Origin of the sequence: Kitasatospora sp. NPDC092286 (genome assembly GCF_044755565.1) — a bacterium.
Taxonomy (GTDB): domain Bacteria; phylum Actinomycetota; class Actinomycetes; order Streptomycetales; family Streptomycetaceae; genus Kitasatospora.
Genome location: NZ_JBIVRD010000073.1, coordinates 1 through 22,669 on the forward strand (window position 1 = coordinate 1; position 22,669 = coordinate 22,669).

At 70.1% G+C, this 22,669-nt stretch carries 29 protein-coding genes; 13 read left to right on the forward strand and 16 right to left on the reverse strand.

The window, feature by feature from the left end; translation table 11 throughout:
• Positions 1-159 precede the first annotated feature (159 nt).
• Both ACIQIB_RS38010 and ACIQIB_RS38015 read left to right on the forward strand, forming a co-directional pair.
• Entirely contained in the window at positions 160-360 is a 201-nt protein-coding gene (locus ACIQIB_RS38010) for a DUF397 domain-containing protein (protein ID WP_400763826.1), read from the forward strand.
• Between the two features lie 585 nt (positions 361-945).
• Complete coding sequence (locus ACIQIB_RS38015; protein WP_400763827.1) at positions 946-1,227, forward strand: hypothetical protein; 282 nt, start codon at positions 946-948, stop codon at positions 1,225-1,227.
• Positions 1,228-1,270: 43 nt separating this feature from the next.
• On the opposite strand, the gene ACIQIB_RS38020 is transcribed toward ACIQIB_RS38015, so the two are convergent.
• The 13 genes from ACIQIB_RS38020 to queC form a co-directional block, all read right to left on the reverse strand.
• Positions 1,271-1,507: a hypothetical protein gene (locus ACIQIB_RS38020; protein ID WP_400763829.1), complete on the reverse strand. Its 237-nt coding sequence runs from the start codon at positions 1,505-1,507 to the stop codon at positions 1,271-1,273.
• Between the two features lie 73 nt (positions 1,508-1,580).
• Entirely contained in the window at positions 1,581-2,198 is a 618-nt protein-coding gene (locus ACIQIB_RS38025; RefSeq protein ID WP_400763831.1) for a PIG-L deacetylase family protein, read from the reverse strand.
• Positions 2,195-3,058 carry a 5'-3' exonuclease H3TH domain-containing protein gene (locus ACIQIB_RS38030; protein WP_400763834.1) on the reverse strand — a complete coding sequence of 288 codons (864 nt, stop codon included), beginning with the start codon at positions 3,056-3,058 and terminating at the stop codon, positions 2,195-2,197. Before ACIQIB_RS38030 ends, ACIQIB_RS38025 begins: the two co-directional genes overlap by 4 nt.
• Positions 3,058-4,182 (reverse strand): glycosyltransferase family 4 protein, encoded by a 1,125-nt coding sequence (locus tag ACIQIB_RS38035; RefSeq protein WP_400763836.1) that lies wholly within the window; start codon positions 4,180-4,182, stop codon positions 3,058-3,060. Before ACIQIB_RS38035 ends, ACIQIB_RS38030 begins: the two co-directional genes overlap by 1 nt.
• Positions 4,183-4,187: 5 nt before the next feature.
• Positions 4,188-4,748: a phosphoribosyltransferase gene (locus ACIQIB_RS38040; protein ID WP_400763839.1), complete on the reverse strand. Its 561-nt coding sequence runs from the start codon at positions 4,746-4,748 to the stop codon at positions 4,188-4,190.
• Complete coding sequence (locus ACIQIB_RS38045) at positions 4,745-5,692, reverse strand: radical SAM protein (RefSeq protein ID WP_400763841.1); 948 nt, start codon at positions 5,690-5,692, stop codon at positions 4,745-4,747. The genes ACIQIB_RS38040 and ACIQIB_RS38045 overlap by 4 nt, the downstream gene beginning before the upstream one ends.
• Positions 5,689-6,726 (reverse strand): glycosyltransferase family 2 protein, encoded by a 1,038-nt coding sequence (locus tag ACIQIB_RS38050; RefSeq protein ID WP_400763844.1) that lies wholly within the window; start codon positions 6,724-6,726, stop codon positions 5,689-5,691. Before ACIQIB_RS38050 ends, ACIQIB_RS38045 begins: the two co-directional genes overlap by 4 nt.
• Positions 6,723-7,166 carry a DUF6884 domain-containing protein gene (locus ACIQIB_RS38055; protein ID WP_400763846.1) on the reverse strand — a complete coding sequence of 148 codons (444 nt, stop codon included), beginning with the start codon at positions 7,164-7,166 and terminating at the stop codon, positions 6,723-6,725. The genes ACIQIB_RS38050 and ACIQIB_RS38055 overlap by 4 nt, the downstream gene beginning before the upstream one ends.
• On the reverse strand, positions 7,163-7,729 hold the full coding sequence (locus tag ACIQIB_RS38060) for a formylglycine-generating enzyme family protein (RefSeq protein ID WP_400763849.1): 567 nt from the start codon (positions 7,727-7,729) through the stop codon (positions 7,163-7,165). The genes ACIQIB_RS38055 and ACIQIB_RS38060 overlap by 4 nt, the downstream gene beginning before the upstream one ends.
• 10 nt (positions 7,730-7,739) lie before the next feature.
• Positions 7,740-8,549 (reverse strand): RNA-directed DNA polymerase, encoded by an 810-nt coding sequence (locus ACIQIB_RS38065; protein WP_400763851.1) that lies wholly within the window; start codon positions 8,547-8,549, stop codon positions 7,740-7,742.
• A 133-nt stretch (positions 8,550-8,682) separates the two neighbouring features.
• Entirely contained in the window at positions 8,683-9,396 is a 714-nt protein-coding gene (locus ACIQIB_RS38070; protein ID WP_400763854.1) for a 7-carboxy-7-deazaguanine synthase QueE, read from the reverse strand.
• Entirely contained in the window at positions 9,393-9,794 is a 402-nt protein-coding gene (locus tag ACIQIB_RS38075) for a 6-pyruvoyl trahydropterin synthase family protein (RefSeq protein WP_400763856.1), read from the reverse strand. The genes ACIQIB_RS38070 and ACIQIB_RS38075 overlap by 4 nt, the downstream gene beginning before the upstream one ends.
• On the reverse strand, positions 9,791-10,498 hold the full coding sequence (gene queC / locus ACIQIB_RS38080) for a 7-cyano-7-deazaguanine synthase QueC (protein ID WP_400763858.1): 708 nt from the start codon (positions 10,496-10,498) through the stop codon (positions 9,791-9,793). Before queC ends, ACIQIB_RS38075 begins: the two co-directional genes overlap by 4 nt.
• Positions 10,499-11,306: 808 nt before the next feature.
• Here queC and ACIQIB_RS38085 point away from each other — a divergent pair.
• Positions 11,307-12,056: a helix-turn-helix domain-containing protein gene (locus ACIQIB_RS38085; RefSeq protein ID WP_400763860.1), complete on the forward strand. Its 750-nt coding sequence runs from the start codon at positions 11,307-11,309 to the stop codon at positions 12,054-12,056.
• Positions 12,053-12,523, forward strand: a complete 471-nt coding sequence (locus ACIQIB_RS38090) for an NUDIX hydrolase (RefSeq protein ID WP_400763862.1) — start codon at positions 12,053-12,055, stop codon at positions 12,521-12,523. Before ACIQIB_RS38085 ends, ACIQIB_RS38090 begins: the two co-directional genes overlap by 4 nt.
• Here the strand turns inward: ACIQIB_RS38090 and ACIQIB_RS38095 are convergent.
• Complete coding sequence (locus ACIQIB_RS38095) at positions 12,511-13,065, reverse strand: HD domain-containing protein (RefSeq protein WP_400763865.1); 555 nt, start codon at positions 13,063-13,065, stop codon at positions 12,511-12,513. The two genes, ACIQIB_RS38090 and ACIQIB_RS38095, sit on opposite strands and share 13 nt — an antisense overlap.
• Positions 13,066-13,149: 84 nt before the next feature.
• Between ACIQIB_RS38095 and ACIQIB_RS38100 the strand changes: the two genes are divergently transcribed.
• From ACIQIB_RS38100 to ACIQIB_RS38125, 6 genes are all read left to right on the forward strand, one after another.
• A complete protein-coding gene (locus tag ACIQIB_RS38100) occupies positions 13,150-13,350 on the forward strand; it encodes a DUF397 domain-containing protein (RefSeq protein WP_400763868.1) in 201 nt (66 codons plus the stop codon).
• A gap of 491 nt (positions 13,351-13,841) precedes the next feature.
• Positions 13,842-14,126: a putative ATP-grasp-modified RiPP gene (gene tgmA / locus ACIQIB_RS38105; protein WP_400763870.1), complete on the forward strand. Its 285-nt coding sequence runs from the start codon at positions 13,842-13,844 to the stop codon at positions 14,124-14,126.
• A 14-nt stretch (positions 14,127-14,140) separates the two neighbouring features.
• Positions 14,141-15,088, forward strand: coding sequence for an ATP-grasp ribosomal peptide maturase (tgmB, locus tag ACIQIB_RS38110; protein WP_400653761.1), 948 nt, complete (start codon positions 14,141-14,143; stop codon positions 15,086-15,088).
• Complete coding sequence (gene tgmC, locus ACIQIB_RS38115; RefSeq protein WP_400653760.1) at positions 15,085-16,227, forward strand: ATP-grasp peptide maturase system methyltransferase; 1,143 nt, start codon at positions 15,085-15,087, stop codon at positions 16,225-16,227. The genes tgmB and tgmC overlap by 4 nt, the downstream gene beginning before the upstream one ends.
• Before the next feature lie 42 nt (positions 16,228-16,269).
• Positions 16,270-16,455, forward strand: a complete 186-nt coding sequence (locus ACIQIB_RS38120) for a hypothetical protein (RefSeq protein WP_400653759.1) — start codon at positions 16,270-16,272, stop codon at positions 16,453-16,455.
• Positions 16,456-16,621: 166 nt separating this feature from the next.
• Complete coding sequence (locus ACIQIB_RS38125) at positions 16,622-17,413, forward strand: hypothetical protein (RefSeq protein WP_400763872.1); 792 nt, start codon at positions 16,622-16,624, stop codon at positions 17,411-17,413.
• Between the two features lie 270 nt (positions 17,414-17,683).
• Here the strand turns inward: ACIQIB_RS38125 and ACIQIB_RS38130 are convergent, their stop codons facing one another.
• Positions 17,684-17,890, reverse strand: coding sequence for a hypothetical protein (locus ACIQIB_RS38130; protein WP_400763875.1), 207 nt, complete (start codon positions 17,888-17,890; stop codon positions 17,684-17,686).
• Positions 17,891-18,178: 288 nt separating this feature from the next.
• Between ACIQIB_RS38130 and ACIQIB_RS38135 the strand changes: the two genes are divergently transcribed.
• Together ACIQIB_RS38135 and ACIQIB_RS38140 are read left to right on the forward strand one after the other, a co-directional pair.
• Positions 18,179-18,685, forward strand: coding sequence for a SigE family RNA polymerase sigma factor (locus tag ACIQIB_RS38135; RefSeq protein ID WP_363606828.1), 507 nt, complete (start codon positions 18,179-18,181; stop codon positions 18,683-18,685).
• A 66-nt stretch (positions 18,686-18,751) separates the two neighbouring features.
• Positions 18,752-19,555, forward strand: coding sequence for a hypothetical protein (locus tag ACIQIB_RS38140; RefSeq protein ID WP_400763878.1), 804 nt, complete (start codon positions 18,752-18,754; stop codon positions 19,553-19,555).
• Positions 19,556-20,097: 542 nt separating this feature from the next.
• On the opposite strand, the gene ACIQIB_RS38145 is transcribed toward ACIQIB_RS38140, so the two are convergent.
• Positions 20,098-21,081, reverse strand: a complete 984-nt coding sequence (locus ACIQIB_RS38145) for a hypothetical protein (RefSeq protein WP_400763880.1) — start codon at positions 21,079-21,081, stop codon at positions 20,098-20,100.
• Positions 21,082-21,878: 797 nt separating this feature from the next.
• Between ACIQIB_RS38145 and ACIQIB_RS38150 the strand changes: the two genes are divergently transcribed.
• Entirely contained in the window at positions 21,879-22,436 is a 558-nt protein-coding gene (locus ACIQIB_RS38150) for a hypothetical protein (RefSeq protein ID WP_400763883.1), read from the forward strand.
• Positions 22,437-22,669 lie beyond the last annotated feature (233 nt).

Below are 22,669 nucleotides of genomic sequence, written 5' to 3' on the forward strand. Positions count from 1 at the left end.
GTCGGACTCGCCCTGGTCACCAACCAATAGCGAACAGACAGGCGATAACCCGAACGCCACAGAAGATGATCAATGGAGGTCAAACGACAAGCTGACACGACTGGATACTGGGCGACTCCCATGGGTAGCAATCCGCTACGTCAATTCTGCGGAGGTCCCGTGCAGCAGCTCAACTGGCAGAAGCCATCAGCCAGCGGCTCAAACGCGGGCGGCAGCTGCCTCGAACTGGCCACCGGACCCGGCGATCTCCGCCACCTTCGCGAGTCCGACAACCCGGACACCGTCATCACCACCAACACCGCCAAGCTCCACGCCTTCATCCTCGGCGCCAAAGCCGGCGAGTTCGACCACCTCCTCTGACACCTCCGGATGCTGCACCGGCAGCGGCCCGGCTGCGCTTCGCTCCGCCAAGGTGCAGCCGGGCAGTTGAACCGGCCTCTCTGCATGCCAGGGCTGCCCCCGTCCGCGCCTCGCCGTCCACGGTCTGACAGCGGCGGGCCGGCCGTCGCAGGGCTGCGAAACCCACATTGAGATGATCTCGGTGCCGTGAAGGGACCCGTGGTGAGGGCCTGCCCCTACCCGCAGGGATCCACCTTCGCGGATCGGTGCCTCAGGAACCCGAACCCGGGCTCGGACGCGACCATGAACGTGGACGTGCCCGCGCCGCTCGCCCCGGCCACCACCCGCTGAGTCCCAAGGGCCGCCCAAACGCCCCGGCCCGCACACGGCCGTCCCGGACCGACGGGGGCCGTTGCCGCACACCCGGTCCCACACGGAAGGTCCGTGCGCGCCGTCCAGCGGGCGTGGGCTCCCACCGAACGCAGCCACCCGATCCCTCGACCGGCCGAGGGGTCCCACCCCGGATCGCTTGTGCTCCACCGCGACGGGTACACGTCAGGCCCGGAGCTGAGTCCGGGCCTGCAGCGGACCGAAGGGAACGAGGAGATGGCGAACGAGATCTACACGGAAGTCGGTGGCGCGGCCAACCTTTCCAAACGCAATGAAAAGCTGAAGGCTCAACTGGCCGCGCTCGGCGGCCAGCTCAGTGCCAAGCACAAGTACCCCCAGTTGCGGGTCAGAGGAAACGTCATCCATGACGAAGAGAAGAAGCCCATGCGCATCGACAACCAGGGGATCCTGAGCAAACCGTTCAAGGGTCAGAACATCCAGGCCCAGGTCGCCGGCGGCTCGATCGCCGCAGTCGGCCTGGAAGAAACTCTCAGCTAGGCCAAAATGAGCGAGGAGTGCCAGAAAGCCGTGGAGAACGCGGTTAGCCAGGCCCTCCATGACAGCTTCGACGATGCCCGCGCTCTGAAGGCCTATGCCGGTTCCACGCCGATGCCACGATGCTGGCGACCTTGGCGTCCGCTGCCGCACCCGCGCTGTTCTTCGCCCCGGTCAGCTTCACCTTGTCCGCCACCAGACGGGCAAGCCCGCACCGTTCGGCCAGCCGCATCACCGGGAACCAGGAGGTGCTGTCCTTGCGGGTGAGGGCGCTGGTCTCCATGTGGTGCTCCAGAGCGATGGGTGTGCGAAGGCCATGGCGCGCCGGCCAGTCAGCGCGGGCAGCGCGGGGGCGGTCAAAGCTGGGTGGCCCCGGGCAGGCAGCCCAGTAGCGGGACGGCGGTGAAAGCCTCGCCGTAGCCTGCGCCGATGCGCGCTCCCCAGAGTCGGCCGAGGGTTTCGGCCATCGGCCCGAAGTGCTCCTCGATCGGCTGGCTGGCGTGCCTTCGCAACGCCGCCATCTTGGTGTCGAAGGTCGCGGTGACGTCCACGATCACGTCGGCCCGCACAGGTCCGTCGAGGGTGAGGGAGTTGTAGCTGTCGCAGCTGTAGAAGCGTCTGGGATGGCCGGTGACGATCCTGGGCTCGGGCAGCGCGGCGAGCACGGTGGTGGCGACGGCACGGTGTTCGGGGTGGACATCGTTGAGTGGGTGTGTGATGACGACGTCGGGGAGGGTCTCCAGCAGCAGTAGCTGCACGGCTTCCACGTCAATCCGGTCGAGCTGTCGTAGCTGCGCGCCGAGTATGGCGGCGCTCTCGCGTGCTTCCGCGTCGCGGACCTCGTCGCGGCGGGGCACCGCGATGGTGACGGTGGCGTGCTTGGCGTGGTGGGCCAGGGTGGCGCCGGCCCAGAGTTCGGCGTCGTCGGGGTGTGCGAGTAGGGCCAGGACGGTCCCCGGCGCGACGGCGCTCACCACAGCCCCAGCTTCTCGACGACGTCGGCGGGCTTGGGCAACTGGGGGCTGACCTCTCCGCTCGGGGAGAGCGGCAGGGCGAGGTCCCTCTGCATGGTGATCAGGTCCCGCCAGCGCAGGACATCGTCCCAGGCCTGCACGATCGCCCGTCCCTTGGCGCCGGTCAGCCGGTCGGATTCCAGCAGGGTGTCCAGGCGCATGCCGTCGCGCAGGAGGCTTGCGGCGGCCTTGGGGCCAACCCCCTTGACGCCGGGGATGTTGTCGGCGCTGTCGCCGGTCAGGGCGCGGAAGTCCGGCCACTGCTCGGGTGTGACGCCGTACCGCTCCACGACCTCGTCGGGGGCGATGAGCCGCCGGGTGGCCTTGCGCGACCGGTTGATGATCTTCACCTGGTCGGTGAGCAGCTGGTAGTAGTCGGCGTCGCGGGACATGATCCGCACGGGCCGGGTCGGGGCGGCTTGGACGGTGAAAGTAGCGATGACGTCGTCGGCCTCGGCGTCGTCGATCTCGATCCAGCGGATGCAGTGGAGGTCGAGGCCCTGCTTGACCGGGGCGAGGAACCGCAGGGGCTTGAGCGCCTCCGGCGTCGCCTCGCGGTTGGCCTTGTACTCCCCGTCGGCCGCGACGCGCTCCGTGGTGCCGTGCTCGCCGTCGAAGACGACCAGGACCTCGGGCGGGTCCACGTCGAGGTCGTCGCGGATCGTGGCGCGCAGCAGGGCGAAGAAGGCAAACAGTCCGGTGAGTTCCCGGGTCTTGTCGCGGGAGAAGATCGGCGCGGGGAACCCAAACGTTCCGGCCCACAGGACGTTGAAGCCGTCAACGAGCAGCAGGGGCTTGGGGGTTGCTGCGATTGCGGACATCACGACACCGCCTCCAGAAAGAGGTTAGCGATCCGGTGCGGTGCGAAGTCGTCCGCTCGCCGGTACACGGTCTGTGTAGTCGCGCCGTACAGTATGTCATCTTCCAGGAGGGTCTTGGCGGCCTTGTGGAGCACTGCGGGGCCGGCGTCGTGGTCGACGAGGAGCTGGTCACCGTGGCCGGTGGGCTCGATCAGGGCTGGGAGATTGCCAACGCGGTAGGCGACGATGGGGGTGCCGACGCTCATCGCCTCCAGGGCCACGAGCCCGAAGGTCTCCCGGTGGCTGGGCACGATCACCACAGCGGCCCCAGCAAGCCAGGGCAGGACCTCGTTCCAGGCGAGCGCCCCGCGCAGGCTCACGCCCGGCGTGCGGGCCACCGTCTCCCGGCACCGGTCGAGCAGGGCCGTCTGCGATCCCGTGCTGGCCTCGAACCCGGCTTCGGCGAGCGCCACTTCGACCGGCCGGTCCCAGCCTGCGGCCGTCTCCAGGAGTTCGAGGACTCCCTTCTCCGGACCGAGCCGGGCCAGCACGCGCACCGGACCGGAGCGGCGCAGCTCCTCGCGCCGGTCCCTGCCCGGCGGCAGGACCACGGGGTCCGGGAGCAGCGCGTTGGGGACGACGCGCAGGTTGCGCGGCTGCCAGCCGGCCAGCTCGCCGAGGACGGTGTCGGAGGGGACGAGGACGCAGGTGGCGCGGGCGAAGGCGGGGCCGGCGTCAAGGACGGCGGGCTTGACGTGGGCGGCGAGCGCGCGGCGGACGTGGCCGGGGAAGTCGCCGCGCAGCCGCCCCAGGCCCCACAGGGCGTCGGTGAAAAGGACGGTGTCGATGCGGTGCACCGTGATGAGGTCGCGGATCTGGCGGGCGAGTGCGCTGTCCTGCCCGGTGACGGCCCGGCGCAGGACGTCGTCCTCGCAGGGGAACGCGACGTTGTCGAGCCGCAGCCGCTCGATAGCGACGCCGGGCGGGGTGGGGCCATCGGGCTGCGGAGCGGCGGTGGCGATCACCGGGCGGTGCCCGGCCTCGGCGAGGCCGACGGCCAGGGCCGCCGTAGCCCGCTCGATCCCGGCCGGCGAGTCCGGGCGCCAGGAGACGAGGACCAGCAGGACGCCCCTGGACGTGGTCACGCTGATCACGGGGTCATCACCCGCCGTACGGGCGGAAGGATCCGGGTTTCTCCGGCGTGCGGCTGCTCCCAGGGGAAGACCACCCAGTCGTCCACGGTCCAGATCCAGCGGGCGGGCGCGTCAGTGCAGCCCTCGTTGCGGAACAGCGCCAGCGTCTCGACCACGGCCCCGTCGGTGAGGCGGCCGGAGAGGGACCGGGTGACGGCGGTAAAGGTGGCGCCGGAGCCAGCGATGTCGTCAACCAACAGGATCCTGCCCTCGAACCGGTCCGGCAGCCGCTCGGGAAGGAACACCTCCACCTCGCCGGTGGCCTGCTGCCACGGAGCGTCGCTGGTGTTGTGCCGGGCGGTGACGGTGTGGAGGGGGACCTGGAGGTAGCCGGCGACCACGGTGGCGGGCCTGATTCCGCCGGAGGCGATGCCGATCACACAGGTCACCGCAGGCGCGCTGCCCACGGTGGACTCGGCGAGGAGATGGGCGGCGTCAGTGCACTGGTAGGACGTCGGGACATACGGGGCGGTGCAGGCGAACCTTCGCTGCCCGCTCGGCTGGGTCGTGGCGGTCATGAACTGCTCCGGACGGTGGGCAGGTGGAGGTCCTGGGGGCCGGTGACGGGATTGAACGCGGAGATGCGGGTGGCGCCGCCGGTGTTTCGGTAGGCGTAGCCGTCGGCGCGCAGGACGGTGAAGCCGTCGGCGCTGCCGCGGGTGCGCAGCCGCACCCGCAGGCCGTCAGGGACGGTGAGCGCGTCGATGGCGGCGCGGGCCTGGTCGTCGGTGAGCATCTGTTCGTCGGCGACGGCCGCGCCGTCGCCGATCGGCAGCATCTGGAGGAAGGTGACACCGCCGACGCCGAGGTGGGCGGCCCGCTCCAGGAGGGCCTGTGCCTCGTGCTGGTTGGCCTGCATGAGGACCATCTGTAGCTGGACGGGCAGTCCCTCGGCGACGGCGGCGCGGATGCCGGCCACCGCGTGCTGGTAGCTGTCGGCCCCGCGCCAGTGGTCGTGGGTGGCTTCGGTGGCACCGTCGAGGGAGACGCGCACGGCGTCGACCGCGCCGACGAGCTCGGTGGCCCGGCGAGCGAGGTGCCAACCGTTGGTGGTGCAGCTGACCACGGCGGTGTTGTGGGAGCAGGTGGCACGGGCGAGGTCGGGTAGGTCCCGCAGCAGCAGCGGTTCCCCGCCGGAGATGTCGACCCCGAGAATGCCGGAGTTTGCGATGTGGTCAACGAGGGACCGCCGCTCGTCGGCCGTGGATTCGCGCACGCTCCTGTCGTCCAGGCACTGGGGGCAGGCCAGGTTGCAGCGCACGATCGGCGACCAGCACATGCTCACCGGGGCCGTGAGCTGGAGCTTGGCCAGCTCGGCTTCGATCCAGGACGCGACCTGCCGGTCGTCGAGGAAGACCCGTCCGGCCGGGATCGGCTGGGGCGCCAGGTGGTTGGTGCCGACCGCCGGGTCGTGGACCACGGTCGTGCCTCCGAAGGTGGCGGTGGCGAAGCAGCGGATCATGGGGTGACTACCTCGGCTTCAGTCAGGTGCTTGTCCGTGGCGGTGACGAACTGGTGGTCGCGCCCGGAGGGCGCCGGCCGGTCGAGCAGACAGCGGTAGTGAGCGAGAGTGGCGGGCCAGGTGGCAAGCTTCGTCTGCCACTGGGCCGCAGCATCGGGTGGGTCGAGGTGGTAGCCGACCGCCTGGCGCAACGGGACGACGAGGCAGCCGGAGCCGATCAGCGCGGCACCAAGATGGGTGTCCTCCATCCCCCAGCCGAGACGGCCGAACTCCTCCTCGAAGCCGCCAACGTCCACCAGAGGTTCGCGCGGCACGGCGAGCAGCGCGGTGACCACCATCCGCGGCAGGTCCCAGTCGTGGTAGAACCGGCCGCACCCCAGGGTCTGGAAGTCGTCGGTGGCATCCAGCGGGCGTCCGTCCAGGCGCTTGCTGAGCGTGATCCCCGAGTACGGCAGCATGGTGTTCGCTGGCGGTGTCCAGGTGACCCGGTGATCGGCCGCCAGAGACGGCGGGCCGTCCGGCAGCACCACGCCGCAGGGGGAAGACCGGAGGGCGGTGTTGTGCCGGAACCCGGTCAGCACGGCCTCCGTGCTCGCGCGGGCGGCGACGTCGGCCAGGACGTGCGGGGGCAGCACCATGTCCGCGTCCACGAACAGCAGAACCGGGGCCTGTGCGAGGCGGGCACCAACGTTGCGCGCGGTAGCCGAACCCCGCTGGACTGGGAGCCGGACAGCGGTGGTGACCGCCCGATGGCGGCGGGCGATCTCGAAGGTGGCGTCGGTCGAGGCATCGTCCACAACGATCACCTCCACCGGACCGGCCGTCTGCTGGGCGGCGAGCGCGTCCAGGACCGCGGGAAGCGCGTACGCGGTGTTACGGGCCGGCAGGACGACCGACAGCGCGCGCCCGACGGCGGCCTCGGCCGGGGTGGGCTGGTGCCAGCCGATGCCGGTGCGCTCGGTGAACGCACCGGTCAGGTGCCGGTGGATGTTGGGGCGGATCTTGAGTACGTCCGCGAGGGTGGGGCCGGTCACGGCCACCTCCATTCGTCGAGCACGGCGGCGGCCTGCGGCCAGCCGCGCGGGTCACTGATCCACTGCACGACCGGGCGCTCCGGCAGCGCCAACAGGTCGGCCAGCAGGACCATGTAGTCGGGTTCCAGGACCAGCAGCACCCGGCGGGGTGTGCCGCTGGCGGCGAAGTCGCGGCGCAACTGCCCGGCGACGACCGGGCGCAGCTGCTCGGCGCGCTCGCGCGTCAGGCGGCGGTCGTACGGGGCGAGCGGGTCATCGGCGTGGACCAGGCCGTACTCGGCGGACAGGAAGCGGATCCTGCCGCGGGCCGGCCGGTGTCCGGCGAAGCGGGCGAGCAGCTGGGACGCGATGCCGCCGGTGTAGCGTTCCAGCGCCGGGAGCGGTCTCGGCTCTTCGGCCTTGCGGCGCGAGCAGCCGGCGATGAGCAGGTCATCGATCATGCCGCTCTCACGACCCGTACGCCGATGCCCGGGGAGCGCAGCTCGGCCGGGGCCGCGTTGAGGAACGTCGATCGCGCGTACAGGGCCAGGGAGTTGTACGAGCCGCCGCGAATTACGAAGCCGTCGCCGATCGTCGGCGAGGCCGTCCACTCCCAGCAGTTGCCGGCCATGTCCCACAGGCCGTCCGGTGTCCGCCCACCGAGGTGGGAGTCGACCGGGGTGAGCCGTCCGCAGCTGCCGCGCAGGTTCGCCCGACTCGCATCCGGCACCTCCTCGCCCCACGGGTAGGCGCGCAGGTCCGGCCCGGCGGCAGCCCACTCCCACTCCACCGACCGGGGTAGCCGGCCGCCGAGCGCGGCGGCCAGCCGGGCCGCGTGTGCCTGGTCAAGGTCCACCAGCGGCCGGTGATCGTCGCCGAGCCCGAGTTGGGCGGGAGTCAGCGGCGTGGCCGTCCACTCCAGGTCGGCCACCGGAATCGGCCGCCGACGGTCGCCGAACAGGCACACGCCGCCCGGCACCGGAACCCATCCGATCGCAGGCGCGAGGGTATGGATTGTCGTCATCGTCGCCTCCTCATCCGGCGATCAGGAACAGGTCTTCGGTGTTCACCCCGGCGCGGACCTGGCTCTTGCCGGGATGGGGCTCAAGCCCACAGCGGCCCAGCGCCTTGGCGACGGCTGCCATCGCCTCCTCCGCTCGCGCGCGGTCCTCGCAGTACAGGCAGTAGTTGTCGGCGAACCGCACCACCCGGTAGTCGGCCAGCGCCGAGTCCGCCCGCGACAGTCGCAGGTTGATCAGGAGCGGCGCCAATGCGGTGCCCGGCACGATCGGGTACGGCAGTGGCTCCAGCACCCGCTCGAACAGCCGCAGGAACGGGCCGTCCGCGACGTGCTCGGCCAACCAGCCGGCCACCTCGCTCGCGCTCGACCCGGCCGACACCTGTCGCACGTCCACGTCCGCCACCCAACGGAACCCCTCCCGCAGGTGCCGGTCCGCGTCGCGCAGCGCGGTGATCCGGTTGCGGCCGGCCCGGTAGCCCGACACCCAGTCGGCGAACGCCCGCGCCTCCAGCACCGGCTCGATCGCGTGGCGGATCGCCCGCTGCACAATCCGGTCAGCCACCGTCGGAATTACGGCGGTGAACACCTTCCCGGTGTAGGCGGCGATCTCCACCTCCCGCACCGGGCTCGGCTCCCACGCCCCAACGCGCAGCTGCTCTGCCAGCACCTTCAGCCGACCGTTCAGGCCTTGCCGATACTCGGCCCAGCCGACGTCGTCGGCACCCGGCGCGCCAGCGCGGCGCATGCAGGCCCGCGCGGCCTGCTTGAGGTGCCGTACGTCAACGACAAAAGACATCAGCGAATGAGCCCGCGGGGAAGCCAAGTTGGTTATAGTGGGCGCAGCCTGAGCGGCAAGCAGGATCCCGCTTCGCCCTTCGTTCGACCTAGGACCGCTACCGCACACGCGCGGCCCGGGGGAACCGGAACGACCGCGCCGCTCAGGCGCCCTGGCGCTGTCAGCGGCCACCCTCGTCCTCCCAGATCAACGTGTGGAGCCGCGTGCTGAGGTTCCAGCCACGGGCCAGAACGTGTTCCGCCAGGGCCCGTTGTCCGGCGATCACCTCGGCGCTGCTCGTACCCTCCGGCATGATCCACACCTGGGTGAGGGAGAACTCCACCACCAGGGAGGCCACTTCATCGAGCTGGCTAATGTCGCCGACCACGAACTTGAACCGGGCCTTCCCGCAGGCCGCGAACGCCCGCAGCGCCTCCGGGTTTATACGTCGGTCCCGGGGCGCGGCGAACGCCTCCAGCTTCGGCGAGACGTTGAACGCGCCCACCGCCTCCACCAGGGTGGGCAGCGGAACCACGGTCCCGTTCGTCTCCACCTCCACCCGTCGACCGGACAGCAGCTTCACCAGAGCAACCAGCTCGCCCTGCTGAAGCAGCGGCTCGCCGCCTGTGACAACGAGAAGGCGGGGCGAGTGCGCCATCACCCAGGCGGCCAGGTCCTCCACGCTGTGTCGGGTGGACACCTCTCGCGGGTCGAACCTCGACCAGTCCCAGGTCTGCGGCGTGTCGCACCGGGGGCAACTGAGGTTGCATCGCGAGAGTCGCATGAGCAGCGACTCTTCCCCGACGCTCGGCCCCTCGCCCTGGAACGTCGGGCCGTAGCATTCCGCGATCAGCAGCCCCCCGCCGCCGAGTACCGCGCCACTCAGGAGGCTCACCGCTCACCCACCTGGAACTCGGCCCAGCTGCTGGCGGTCTCCGACACCCGTACCGCCGTCAGGCGGCCAGGTAGGCCCGGTCCCACGTGCTCCAAGAACCAGCCGGCGAACCAGGCCGCGAGGTTCTCCGAGGTCGGCGGCACCGACAGGACCTCGTTCAGCACCTGATGGTCGAGCATGGAGTCGATTACCGCCTTCACGGGCGCCAGATCCCCGAAGTCGGTGACGAAGCCGGGCCCCACCAGCTCGTCCGCGGTGAGGACGAACTCCACCATGTAGGAGTGGCCGTGCATCCGGGCGCACTGGTGGCCGTCCGGCAGACCGGGCAGGAAGTGCGCGGCCTCGAACCGGAAGACCTTGCCGATCCGGTGGCGGCCGGTCAGGACCTCGGCGCTCACCGGGCCGCCTCCGCGCCCGTATGGGCGTATTCGGTCGGGTCCTCGACACCGGCCAGCGAGAACGCCTCGATCCGCTCGGTGCACGTTCCGCAGAGGCCGCAGTGCACCTCGCCGCCCTTGTAGCAGGACCAGGTGTCCTGGAACGGCACGCCGACCTGCCGTCCAGCCTCCACGATGTCGGCCTTCGCGAGGTCGATGAACGGTGCCAGCACCTCGAACCCGTCAGCGAGGAGCCCCTCGTTGCCGGCCTTCGCGGTCTCGGCGAACAGGTCGAAGAACGAGCTGCGGCAGTCCGGGTAGATCGCGTGGTCACCAGCGTGGGCGCCGAAGGCCACCGCGTCCGCCTCGCGGGCGACGGCCATTCCGACGGCGATGTCCAGCATGATCGCGTTGCGGTTGGGCACCACGGTGCTGCGCATGGTCGCGGCGGTGTAGTGGCCGTTCGGGACCTGGATACCGGGATCAGTCAGCGCCGAGCCGGTCAGCACCCGGCCGAGTCCGCTGAGATCCACCACCTCGTGGCGGGCGCCCAGGTTGACGGCGATGCGGCGAGCGAAGTCGAGTTCCCTGCGGTGCCGCTGACCGTAGTCAAAGGAGAGCAGCGAGACCTGGCTGCCATGATCGGCGAGCCAGTAGGCCACGGTGGTGCTGTCCAACCCACCAGAGGCGATGACAACCGCATGACGCGGTTTCTGTCCAGTCATCTCCGTACTTCTTTCCTGTAGTCCTCCGTTACGGAGGGCGGAGTGAGTCCCGCGCAAACGAGGCGGGGGGACCAGAGTTGGGGCGGGTGCATGCGAGGGCAAGGAGCCGGTTGGCCGGGCGGTAGCTCCCCGGCACGGACGGCGCCCTGGGCGCCATGCTGAGCCGGGCAGGAGCTGCCGCTCCGAAGACGGTCCGCCGCAGGAGTCCCGCACCGCTGGGCTATACGAGCAGTTCGTCCGGCCTGGCAGCAGTGATGTCTACTCCAGAAGAGTCGGCCGAGGCGGTCATCTGGTTGCCCGCAACGATGCCGAGGAGAACGAGCACGACGACGTGGCCCGCCAACCGGAGCATCCAGAGGAACAAGGCAACCGGATCCCCGCCGTCTCGGCCCCGGGTGGCGCTGGCGGCGGTGTCGGCGTGCAACGACCGGCGCCAGGCAGTGGGCACATCGGCTTCTCTGCCGCCGACAAGCTGTCACTCACACCCGTCGGCGGCGGACGCCGTGCTTCGCCGGTTGGTTCGGACGGCACGCGGCGGGCCGGTCCGGAACGTCTCGGGGACGTCCGGCGGTCCGGACGTGGATGTCGGGGCCTCGCCGACGACAAAGTGAGTGTGCTCAAGAGGATCTCCCACAGAAGAGCGAACATGGCCAGCTCAGGCGAGGATGAGCACTCAGCGAGAACTGGCAGAACCTCAGAGTGCCTCTACTGCAAGGGACATGATCAGACACCAGCTGGACATCTCGGGACGTCTCAGCTAGCTTCAAGCCGTCCGAGTGCGTCCCAAGACGTCCAGAGTCGGGTTCGGATGGCCAACGAGAGACTGCGCTCCGCGCTGGTAAGCCGTGGTGTCACGGAGGAAGACCTTGCGGAGCATGCCGGGGTCGATGCCCGGACCGTAGGACGCTGGATCACGAGCGGCCGCGAGCCCTACCGTAAGCACCGGCAGGCGACTGCGGCGTTCCTCGGGTACGAGGAGGACTACCTCTGGCCGGACGCGAAGCCGGAGGAACAGCGGATCGATGCCGCAGACGCCGAGATCGTCCACGTCTACCCGCACCGCTCGTCGGTGCCACCGGACCTCTGGTTGAGTTTCGCGGAGCGGGCCACGTCCGAGCTTGGAATCCTCGTGCACGCCGGAGTTCACCTGGCGGAGAACCCACGATGGCACCGGCTCCTAAGAAGCAAGGCGGACACCGGCGTTCGCATCCGCATCATGCTCGGCGACCCCGACAGCCCCGAGGTCGCCCGCAGAGGCGAGGAAGAGGAGATCGGCGAGGGCGTCGCCTACAAGGTCCGGGAAGTCATGAAGCTGTACCGGCCGTTGTACGACGTACCGGGAATCGAGTTCCGCTCGCACCGCTCCACTCTCCACAACTCCCTCTACCGATCCGATGACGAACTCCTGGTCAACACCCAGATCTACGGGATCAGCGCCCCCCTGACTCCGGTGCTACACCTCCGCCGCGTAGCCGGCGCCTTGCTCGTGCTGAGCTACCAGGAGAGCTTCGATAAGGTCTGGGCCCGAGCCGAACCGCTGAAGAGGAGCGCCCAGTGAGCCGCACCGACTACTTCAACGACCCTGACGCCCCGCAAGCCCAGAGGATCGTCCCGGCGGTCACCGCTTTCGTGCTGAATGATCGCGACGAGGTGCTGCTCGAACGGCGCACCGACAACGGACGCTGGGCGATGCCCGGTGGTGTTCAGGAGATCGGCGAGAGCATCTCGGCAGCCGCCGTCCGCGAAGTCGCGGAAGAGACCGGCGTCCGGGTGCAGGTGGTCGGCGTGGTGGGGATCTACAGCAACCCCGGGCACGTGATCGCCTTCGCGGACGGCGAGGTGCGCCAGGAGTTCTCGATCACACTCCGCGCGGAGCCTCTGGGCGGCACCCTCAGGGCCAGCTCGGAGTCGTTCGAGGTCCGGTGGACGCCCCGGTCGGAACTCGACGATCTGGACATCGCGCCGACGACGCGGCTGCGCCTTGACCGCGGATTCCAGAACGACCCTGCCCCCTACATCGGGTAGCCGCCAGGACGAGGCGCCAGCCCCAGCTCGGCGCGCTCAACCATCGCAAGCAGAGTCGGTCGCGCCGCCGCCACCGCCCGGTGAACCACATGTCCCGGGGCGTAGCGGCATAGGACCTCGTCGAGCCGCCCGGTGGCGTCCACCAGAGCGCCGTCGGGCCCACTCGTGAGGTCGCAGAACGTGATGGCGTCCAACAGGTCGGACGGGGGCCGCTCGAACTCTGCAAGGTCGTGTGACAGTCCCAGCTCGGCTGCCTCCCATTCGGAGGACGAGTGGTAGGCCACGAGCGAGCAGACCAGTGGCGGCCACCCCAGCCGAGCAAGGTAGCGAGCACCGTCGATCATGTGCTGACCAGTATCAACCGCAGAGGGGGCATACCCCACGTCATGCAGGACCGCGCTCACCATTAGGGGGGCACCACGGGCGCCCAGATCTGGTGCCAGCAACTTGGCTTGGGCGAGGACGCGTTGAGAGTGCGCCCACCGATCAGGAAGTTCCGACAGGAGCCTGTCCGCGAGGTCGTGCGCAACTTCTAACTGCATCGCCCCAGGCTAAGCTGGAGCCACGACGCAGAGCACTCTGATACGGGGTACCAGCCCAGCGCATCCATCGCCGTGGGGGTACCCGTGCAGCCACTCAACCGGCTGAAGTCGCCCTACAGCGGCACGGACGACGGCAGCACCTGCCTCGAACTCGCCACCGGAGCTGGCGATGCCCGCCATTTGCGCGAGTCCGACGACCCGGACACCGTCATCACCACCAGCACCGCCAAGCTCCGCGCCTTCGTCCTCGGCGCCAAAGCCGGCGAGTTCGACCACCTCCTCTGACAACTCCGGACGCCGCACCGGCATCAACCCGGCCGCACCCCGCTCCGTCGAGGTGCGGCCGGGCAGTTGAGCCGACCTCTCCGCGTGTCGGGGATCGGCTCATCCGATGGACAAGCGCCTGGCGCGGTATCTCAGAGGGCGGTAGGTGAGTTGATGTCCGCCTTGTCGTTGCGGATGGAGTGCCAGGGCCGGGGCATCCGCAGCCGGGCCCAGCCGGGACGCGGGTGGGCGACGATGATCGATCGGGGCACCCGGCAAAGCCCTACCGGAAGGCTCATGAAGATCTTGAAAGCGCGCCCGGCTTGCACCGGTCAGACCTGGTTGACATTTGCCAGCGATCCGGTGTGAATCGGACAGCCAGAGCAAGATCTCCAGGAGGCTCCTGGCCGTTCGGCGAAACGTCTCCCAACTGGACCCACGCACTGGCATCATGACTGACAGTCGCAACTTGACTCGGGAGAGTCACAGGCCGAGGTGGAGGAGATACCAGGATGCCGAACACCGTCACCGCTCCGTGGGGCACCACCCGGATGCGCCCCTACGCCGATGCGCCGCCCTGGCCGGCGCTGACGCCGGTCATCGACCCGGGTACCCAGGTTGCGGCCTTCCACGACGAGCAGGGCCGCACCGTCGAGATGATGGGGAAGCACGGGACCAGCACCGACCAGACCGGCCCGACCAGCACCGGCGGTGGTGGCGGGGACGGGCAGAGCGGCGGGCAGGCCCAGCCGACCGACGTGGACACCATGACCTCCAACGACCAGGACCAGAGCTGAGTCAGCAGGGGGCGGTGCTGGTGCTGACCTGCGCCTACGATCCGACGGCCGACCTGGTGCTACGGATCCTGGCCGACCGGCAGGTGCCGGTCGTGCGTGCGGACCCCGGCGCCGATCTCCACCAGGGTGCCGCGCTGACTGCCCGTTACACCGCGGGCGGCCGGCGCGGCACCCTCACCACGGCCACCCGCACCCTCGACCTCGACCGGACCCGCGCGGTCTGGTACCGGCGCCCCTCGGGCTGGACCGCTCCGGCCGGCATGGTGGGGCAGGACGCCGAGTTCGCCCGTGCCCAGACCCAGTGGGGCGCCGGCGGGATCCTCGCGGCGCTGCCCGGCGCCCACTACGTGAACCACCCGTGGGACATCAGGGCCGCCGAGCACAAGCCCGCCCAGCTCGATGCCGCGCTCGCGGCCGGCTTCGCCGTCCCCGACACCGTCATCACCACCGACCCGGAGCAGGCCCGCGCCTTCTGCGCCCAGCAACCTGGCGGAGCCGTCTACAAGCCGCTGTGGAACACCACCTACCACAACGAGGACGGCCGGGCGGTGCAGGCGTGGGTCGCCGAGGTCGCCCCGGAGGAGATCACCGACGCGGTCGCGGCGTGCCCGCACCTCTTCCAGGCCCGCCTGGTCAAGGACTTCGACGTGCGGCTGACTGCCGTGGGCACCGAGCTCTTCGCTGTCCGGATCGACAGCCCCGACCTCGACTGGCGCCGCCGCCAGGACCTGATCACCTACACGCCGATCGACGTGCCCGCGTCCGTACGCCGATCTGTGGCCCATTACCTGGGGAACTTCCGACTCGTCTACGGCGCCTTCGACTTCGCTGTCGACGCCGACGGCCGCTGGATGTTCCTTGAGTGCAACGCCAACGGGCAGTGGGCGTTCTTCCCGCCTCCGACGATCGATGCCATCGCCACGGCAATCGCCGACCAGCTTCAGAAAGGCCACTCCGCATGACCTCCACCGCTGCGGACCTGCGCGCAGCCCTCGTCCGCCGGCTTACCGCCGACGAAGGCCTCACCGACCCGTACTGGCGCGCCGCCGCGGAGGCAGTGCCGCGCGAGATCTTCGTCGGCGACTACTTCCGCGAGATCCCCGGCTCCTTCCCCACCTTCTACCAGCCGGTCCGCGAGGACGGCGAGGGCTGGCTGGAGGCCATCTACACGAACCAGACCCTCATCACCCAGCTCGACGGCCGCCTCCAGACCGCCGATGCCTGCGGGCCGGTCTCCGGATCCCCGTCGTCGTCGTCCACCCTGCCCTCCCTGGTCCTGCGCATGTGGCAGCAGCTCGACGTCGAAGCCGGCCACCGCGTCCTCGAGATCGGCACCGGCACCGGCTACTCCACCGCGCTGGGCGCCCACCGCCTCGGCGAGGAGAGCATCGTCAGCGTCGAAGTCGACCGGACCGTCGCCCAAAGCGCCGCCACCTCCCTCAAAACCGCCGGGTACGCCCCGCACCTGGTCGTCGCCGACGGCCTCGCCGGACACGAGCCCGCCGCGCCGTACGACCGGCTCATCGCGACCTGCGCGGTACGCACCCTGCCCTACGCCTGGCTGCACCAGGTCAAGCCCGGCGGGAAGATCCTCGTCACGTTCTCCGGCTGGCAGTTCGGTTACGGCCTCGCCCTGCTGACCGTTACCGAGCCCGGCGAGGCGACGGGCCGCTTCCTGCCCGGCTGTACCAGCTTCATGATTGCCCGCCCCCACGACCGGCCTCCACGTCAGAACCCCACCCTGCTGCCCGGCGACGAACGCGCTGCCCGCATCGACCCGGCCATCATCACCGACTGGACCGGCACCTGGGTTGCCCAGCTCGCCGCACCCTCCGCCGAACGCATCGGCGCCGACGACCAGCAGATCCTCATCGACTACGCCACCGGCTCCCAGGCCCGCACCCAGCCCGACGGCCACGGCGGATGGACGGTCATCCAGCGCGGCCCGTTGCGCCTGTGGGACCAGGTCGAGGCGGCGATCGAGGCCTGGCAGGCGGCGGGCGCACCGCATCAGGAGCAGTTCGGCATCACGGTCACCGCCGACGGGCAGCGGGTCTGGCTGGGTAGCGAGGACGGGCCCGGCTGGCGCCTGCCGCTGTGATCGTGATGCGCAGCTCCCGGCCCGGGCGCTCCCCGTCAGCGCGTGAGCGTTTCGCGCGCGACGCGGCTGCGCGTGCGGGGCGGGACCGCTCCGCGGGCGTTCCAGCACTGGGACAGCAACGCACACGGCTGGGCGACCGAAAGCGGCGCCTTCACGCTGCGGATCGCAACCTCCGTCGCCGATCCCGGCCACACCGTCACGGTCACTCCGACGACCGACCGGACGTAGCCACGCCGCTCGTGCGCGGCCGGTCCGGTCCGGGCCGGCCGCGCACACCACCCTGCGCCACGCCGAGCAGCCCCACCACGAGCACGAGAAGGTGATTGACCTGCCCTCAAGTCGGTGCAGGAGATTGAACCTTGAGGAGGCTGCAAGAAGGTCCTGAACTTGTCCGGTGATCGACAAGGCGCGCGCGTTCGACGAACTCGGCCCCGTTGTCAGCAGGCATCCGGTGGCCAACGGCAAGCGATGGGTGAATGCCTCCTGGGCACTGGGTATCGGCGTCCCGGTCGGCTGCTTGGGCCTATGGGGAATGCTCGCCACCGGCGATGACGCGTCGGTCGGTGCCAACAAGGCGGTAGGCATACTCATCGGCCTCGGCCTGGCCGGGGTCTACATCGCGGTGACTCAGGCCCTCCGGGCAGTACGTGGCGGATCGGCGGAGTACTTCGAGGTGCGCGAGCACGGCCTGGTCCACGGCTCCCGGCAGGGGCCGACGGTCTTCGCCTGGGACCAGGTCGCCACGATCGCCATCCGGACCGCCGACCGGGACAGCGGGCTCGCCCGGCAACTGGGCATCGGGTACCGGTGCGTGCTCCGCTCGGCCGACGGCAGGCGGGTCCGGGTGGACGGACTGGCCGAACGGCACGGCGAGTTGGGCCTCGCGGCGCTCAGCCGGTGCCCGGACGCGACCCGGCTCACCGGCAATGAGTGGGAGCAGAAGGCGGGCGGCCGGCTGCTGGCCGCGGGCGCGGCATGCCTGGCCGCGGTCGTCGCCATGATCCTCTTCATCGCGAGCCGCCCGGACAAGGTGATCACCGACCCCCACGACATCACCTACGTGCGTCACATACCCGGCCTCAGCGACACCCAGATGTTTCTGCTCGCCATCGGAATCATGGTGTGCCTGATCGCGGGCATCACCTGCGTCGTCCTGTTCGTACGGGCTCGGATGATGCGCAGGTGAGGACGCCCTAGGCAGTTGTCCACTGCTCTCGGGCCAGGGATGGATCGGAGGAGCGGCCCCGGCGGGGACACCTGCGGTGTCGCCGGCTCCCCCGGCAGCCCGGAACGGGTCGTAAGCACATCTCCATCCCGGCACCGACCCGCGGTGGCCACCCCCTGGTACGCGTTCATCCCGGCGACCGTGGTCACGGGCCCGGGAATCGGCCGCGTGGTCGCTCCGATGTCCACCGAGGCAATGCGGAACGTCGAACCCCGGCTGGCCGGCGCCGCCTCAGGCATCGACAACACGATCCGTCAGATCGGCTCCGTCATCGGCGCGGCGACGGTCGGTGCTCTGCCACAGGGCCGACTGGCTGCCGAGCTGGCCACCGGCAAGACGTACGCCGACGCGTTCATCGCCACGATGCACGTCACCGCGATCCTCCCGATCACCGTGGTCCTGGCCGGAGCACTTGCCTGCCTGCTGGTACGCAACCACACCAGGGCCGAGCCCGCAGACCCCGTACCGGCTACGGCCACCCGGGGGACGACGCCCGGTCGCCGAGTTCTTACCGGCAGCCCGTGTCGGCGAAGACGTGAGAGGTACCGACAACGCACCGCGGTCGGCCCCCGTCGGGCCGGGCGTCGCGCCTCCGGCCCCCGCGGAGCGCTGGTGACGCGGCAGCGGTGGAAGAGAAAGTGCCCGCCCGCGCGACATCCTGACGCCTCACGTAGTCATGAGGGGTATGCACGGGGATCACCGAACAAGGGAACAGGCGGGGACCGAGTGAAATCAGCACAGGAGGACGAGTATCTGGAGTTCGTGGCCGCGAGGGCGAAGGCGCTGTACCGCTCGGCGTACGTCCTCGCGGCCGGCGACACGCACCTTGCCGAGGACCTGGTCCAGGAGACCCTCAGCCGGGTGTACGTGCACTGGAAGCGGGTGGCCGGTGCGGACAACCCGGTGGCCTACGCCCAGACGGTTCTGGTCCGCACCTTCCTCAGCCTGCGGCGTCGGCGCAGCACCGGCGAGCGCCCCACCGGGACCATGCCCGACGGTGCGGCGTCCGGCCCGGACACCGCGCTGCGGCTCACCCTGCTGGACGCGCTCGGCCAACTGCCGCCCCGTGACCGGGCGGTGCTGCTGCTGCGCTACTGGGAGGACCGCAGTATCGAGGAGACCGCCCGGATGCTCAGGCTGAGCAGCAGTGCGGTCCGCTCCCAGGGCACCCGTGCACTCGCCAGGGTGCGTGCGCTGCTCGGCGACAGCCTGTCCGACCTGGTTCCGCACTGAGCACCGGTGCGCGCGGGTCAGAACCGCCACAGAGCCCCCATCGTTGACAGAAAAGGTGACGCCAGCATGCCGTTCGAAGCAGACCTCGCACATGCCCTGGACCGCACGACCGACTCCCTCGAACCCGATCTCACCGCGCTCCTGGGCGGAGCCGTCAAGCGCGGGCGGAGCCGTCGGCGTCGGCGCGCCGCCGGCGTCGTCGCCGGGGTCGGTGCCTGCGCCGTGATCGCGGCAGCCGGCCTGATGCTCCCCGGTGTGCTCGCCGGGATCCACCCCGCAGGTTCCGACCTCGAGCCGGCGGCGCAGGCGGCGCCCCGGTCCGCTATCACCGACACCCAGATGATCCAGGCTCTGGAGATGACGTTCCCCGGGGGCCGGTTCAGCGAGGTCACCGGGCAGAGCAACAACCCCTCGGATCCGTCCGGCGGGGCCGTCGCCAACGCCGGTCTGGTCCTCGACGACGGGCAAGGGGCCGCCTACGTCGGCATCTCGGCCGTGCGGCTCAAACTGCCGCTCAGGGACGGCGACGGGCTGAGCTGCAAGTGGAAGCCCAAGCGCGACGCAGCTGACACCTGCACGCTGCGCGAGCTGCCGAGCAGCGCCGAGATTCCGGGCGGGGCCCTGGTGATGTCGGAGCAGAACGCGGCCGAGCACCCGGCCCGTGCCGACACCGCCCGCCGCTGGACGATCACGGTGACCCTGAAGTCGACCGGCGCGCAGCTTCAGATGGTGCAGTGGAACAGCACCGGCGGTGGCACTGGCGCCGATACACCGAAGCCGACCCGCGCCGCGCCCCCGCTCTCCGAGCAGCAGGCGGTGGCCGTACTCACCGGTGCCACCTGGGCGCCGATCCTCGCTGCCGTCGGCTGACCGGTCGCACTGCCGGAAACGGGGGCAGAACCTCCATGGCCTGCTGCGCCGGCAGGTCATGGACGGTCCGGCCGGTACCGTCACCCCGCCACGGGCCGACGTAGTGGTACACCGCGCCGCTGGGCGGCAGGTCGCCCGGCAGGTAGGCAAACTGACGGCCTGTCCGCATCCAGCAGTGGGACTGCTGGAACGGCAGCAACCAGATCTGGTACCCCTACGCGGCCGGCCAGGGCTATCCCCCCGTCAACTACCAGGGCGTTTTTCGAAGTGCTGGTCACAGCCACTCGTTGATGGCTGCGACCAGCACGGTCGCTTCGTAGCGGACGGCAAGAACCGGGTGCGGGGGGCGACGAGGTGCTCGTGCTGCTGCGGGAGCGAGAGGCTGCGTGCCGCAGAGAGGCGGAGCGGTTGCGCGGGGAGGCCGAGCGGATCGCCGGGCCGCTGCGGGTGCGCGAGGACGGGTTGGCCAGGAGAGCCGGCGTGCCACCTGCCGGAGGGCACGCCGTCGACCGGATGTCCTCGTCCTGGTCGGACGGTCTTGTCTACTGTTCTTCGGCCGGTTCGCCGTTGGCTGCCGTGGTGTCCGGCGGCAGCGTGTCGGCAGCCGCCCGGGGACGGTCGGGAAGCAGGTGCCGGGCAGGCAGCGGGATGCGCTCGCCGGAGGCGTCGCTGGTGAAGGGGATGACGCCCGATCCGCCGGGGAACTCGCCGGTCACGTAGTAGTCCGTACGGAACCCGAGGGACGCCTGGGCGCTGAGGGTTTCGCCATTGGCGCGGACGGGCACGAGTTCGTGCTGCTCCATCCACAGACAGCCGGTGCTGCGCGGCGGAATGATGAGCCCGCGTTCCTTGCTCTCCTCGGCCATGGTCGACACATTGCGGCGGGTTTCGTAGCCCAGTTCGATGGAGGCGGAGACGGAGGCGGTGGTGGTCACACTGGCGCCCATGCCGAACGGTTTGGCGGACGCCTCCACACCTACCGACGCGCCCACGGTGATGCCCGTGGCCACGCTGAAGGAGAAGCCCGCCTCCCGGGTGACCCCCGTGGTGATCGTCTGCGACTCCGGCTGGGCCACGGTTCCGGCGCGGTTGTCGCGGAAGAGGACGAGATCGAAGATCCGGTGGCGGCGGATCCGGTAGAACGGCGAGTTCTGGATCTGCCAGGCCGCGGTGCGGTTGGGGTCGTTGACCAGGACGTAGGGCACGGTCACGGTGCGGTCGGTCACCCTCGTCTGCGCCGGCGGCCTGGCGGGCGACGTCAGGACCGGGATGCCGGGGCCGGGTGCGCGTTGCACGACGGCGGGCAGGTCGAGGATCCAGGTCGTGGGAGTGGGGTTGGGCCGCCCGGCGACGCGCACGGCGGTGAACCCGCCCACGGGCAGGAACAGGCGTTCGTCGAGGTCCCCGTCCGGGTACGGCGGAGTCACCACCGACCACAACCGCGTCCCGGCGCCGTCGAACAGCTGCTCGCCGACCTCGCCCTGACGCGCGTAGCGCCGTCCGTTGTGCACCTGCCTGATGCACACACCGGTCTCCAGCGGGGGCGTGGAAACGGAGGCGCAGTCGCTCAGGGCGACGTATCCCGGCGGAGGTATCGGCCGCCAGACCGCGGAGGACAGTTCATCCACGGCCCCGGGACCGCTGACAACCCTCGGGAGATCACCGATCCGTTCCCACCTCACGCACGGTTGTATCAGGCTCCGGTCGGCGGAGACGTCCCGCAGCAACAGCGACCCCGCGTCCGCGAGGTTCGTCCCGTTCGAGAACTGGAACCCCGCGGGCCACCAACCGCTCTGCCCCACGTGACCGACGAGGATCCGGGGGTGGCTGCTCGCACCTTCCGCTCTGGGGATGATCGATGTCGGCCAGGCCGTCCGAACGCTCGTGGTGTAGTGCAGTTCCAGATCGCCATAGCGTTGGGTGATCACACAGGCTCCTTCGTGCGGAGGACGATTGCCGTGCGGTCTCCTCCAGACCGTACTGCCCCGGCCCCGCCTCGAAGAGGGACAAACAGGCCAACAACACGACGGGCCGCAGGTTCACAACCCGTAGGAAGCGGCAGCGGCCCGTTGCGGTGCGGTGCAGGCATCCGGCAGGCACCGCCCTGTCGCACCGCAAGCCGGCCAGGGGCGAGCGCGCAGAGCCGACCCCAGCTGTCCTCTGACAGGCGACCTTGACCGTTTGACAGGTGATCTTGACCGGTTCCGTGGAGCGCGCGTCGCACGGGCTGTCACTGCCCTGTCGTACGGTCCCCCGGGCTGGACAGGCCAGCCGGAGCGGACCGCAGGGGTCCGGGTCGGCAGTGAGAAGGGGTGCAAGAGGCGTGAGCTGGGATGCAGTCGCGGCGGACGAGCGGATCCGGTGGGAACTGGAGCCGTTGCGCCGAGTGGGCCCGCTGCGGTTCGGGATGACGGCCGAGGAGGTGGAGCAGGCGCTTGAGGGCGAGCTCGTGCCGGACCCCTGGGGCACGGTCCGGCCGCACTACGGGCTCGTGGTGAGCCGCACCTTCAGCCTTCCGCACGACAGGCCGGCCTGGTGGGCCGTCACCGCCTACTTCAGTGACGGGAGCCTGACGGGCGCGGCCGTCGACGCCCGGCGCGGCCCCCAGGTCTTCCTGGATGGCCTGCCGCTGGTGGGCCGCGTGCCGTCCGAGCTGCTGGCCGACCTCACCGCGTACGCCGACACTCACGACGTCTACCTGGAACACAACCACTTGGGGGACGTCGCCACAGAGGAACTGGGGCTCTTCAGCTCCACCCAGCGCTCCCATGACGTGCTCCTCACCAGGGCGATGCTCGTCGACGCTGTCTGGGCTCAGCGGATCGGCGACTACTCCGAGACCTATCTGCCTACCGCGGAGTGGCGGGACCGCATGTGGTGACCACGCCCCAAGCGGCACCCCCGTCGGGATCACGTGGCAGAAGCCCGGCACCGGTCAAGGTCATGTGGCAATCGGTCAAGATCGTCTGTCAGAGGACACCAGCACCGTCGCTCAAGCTCACGGCGTGCTCACCGCCGAGGTGTCCTGTGACAGTCGATCTTCCTCTTTGTCACTGAATCTTGCTCAAGCTCGGCTTGTTGCCACTACGGTGTACTCGATTGGGGACGAGGTGG

What these genes read in the sequence shown, in the direction of transcription:
- ACIQIB_RS38055 (WP_400763846.1), bottom strand. Translation starts at nt 7,166, where the DNA reads ATGATCGATGACCTGCTCATCGCCGGCTGCTCGCGCCGCAAGGCCGAA.
- ACIQIB_RS38095 (WP_400763865.1), bottom strand. Translation starts at nt 13,065, where the DNA reads ATGCAGTTAGAAGTTGCGCACGACCTCGCGGACAGGCTCCTGTCGGAA.
- ACIQIB_RS38060 (WP_400763849.1), bottom strand. Translation starts at nt 7,729, where the DNA reads ATGACGACAATCCATACCCTCGCGCCTGCGATCGGATGGGTTCCGGTG.
- ACIQIB_RS38030 (WP_400763834.1), bottom strand. Translation starts at nt 3,058, where the DNA reads ATGTCCGCAATCGCAGCAACCCCCAAGCCCCTGCTGCTCGTTGACGGC.
- ACIQIB_RS38085 (WP_400763860.1), top strand. Translation starts at nt 11,307, where the DNA reads ATGGCCAACGAGAGACTGCGCTCCGCGCTGGTAAGCCGTGGTGTCACG.
- ACIQIB_RS38020 (WP_400763829.1), bottom strand. Translation starts at nt 1,507, where the DNA reads ATGGAGACCAGCGCCCTCACCCGCAAGGACAGCACCTCCTGGTTCCCG.
- tgmC (WP_400653760.1), top strand. Translation starts at nt 15,085, where the DNA reads ATGACCTCCACCGCTGCGGACCTGCGCGCAGCCCTCGTCCGCCGGCTT.
- ACIQIB_RS38040 (WP_400763839.1), bottom strand. Translation starts at nt 4,748, where the DNA reads ATGACCGCCACGACCCAGCCGAGCGGGCAGCGAAGGTTCGCCTGCACC.
- ACIQIB_RS38015 (WP_400763827.1), top strand. Translation starts at nt 946, where the DNA reads ATGGCGAACGAGATCTACACGGAAGTCGGTGGCGCGGCCAACCTTTCC.
- ACIQIB_RS38045 (WP_400763841.1), bottom strand. Translation starts at nt 5,692, where the DNA reads ATGATCCGCTGCTTCGCCACCGCCACCTTCGGAGGCACGACCGTGGTC.
- tgmA (WP_400763870.1), top strand. Translation starts at nt 13,842, where the DNA reads ATGCCGAACACCGTCACCGCTCCGTGGGGCACCACCCGGATGCGCCCC.
- queC (WP_400763858.1), bottom strand. Translation starts at nt 10,498, where the DNA reads ATGACTGGACAGAAACCGCGTCATGCGGTTGTCATCGCCTCTGGTGGG.
- ACIQIB_RS38140 (WP_400763878.1), top strand. Translation starts at nt 18,752, where the DNA reads ATGCCGTTCGAAGCAGACCTCGCACATGCCCTGGACCGCACGACCGAC.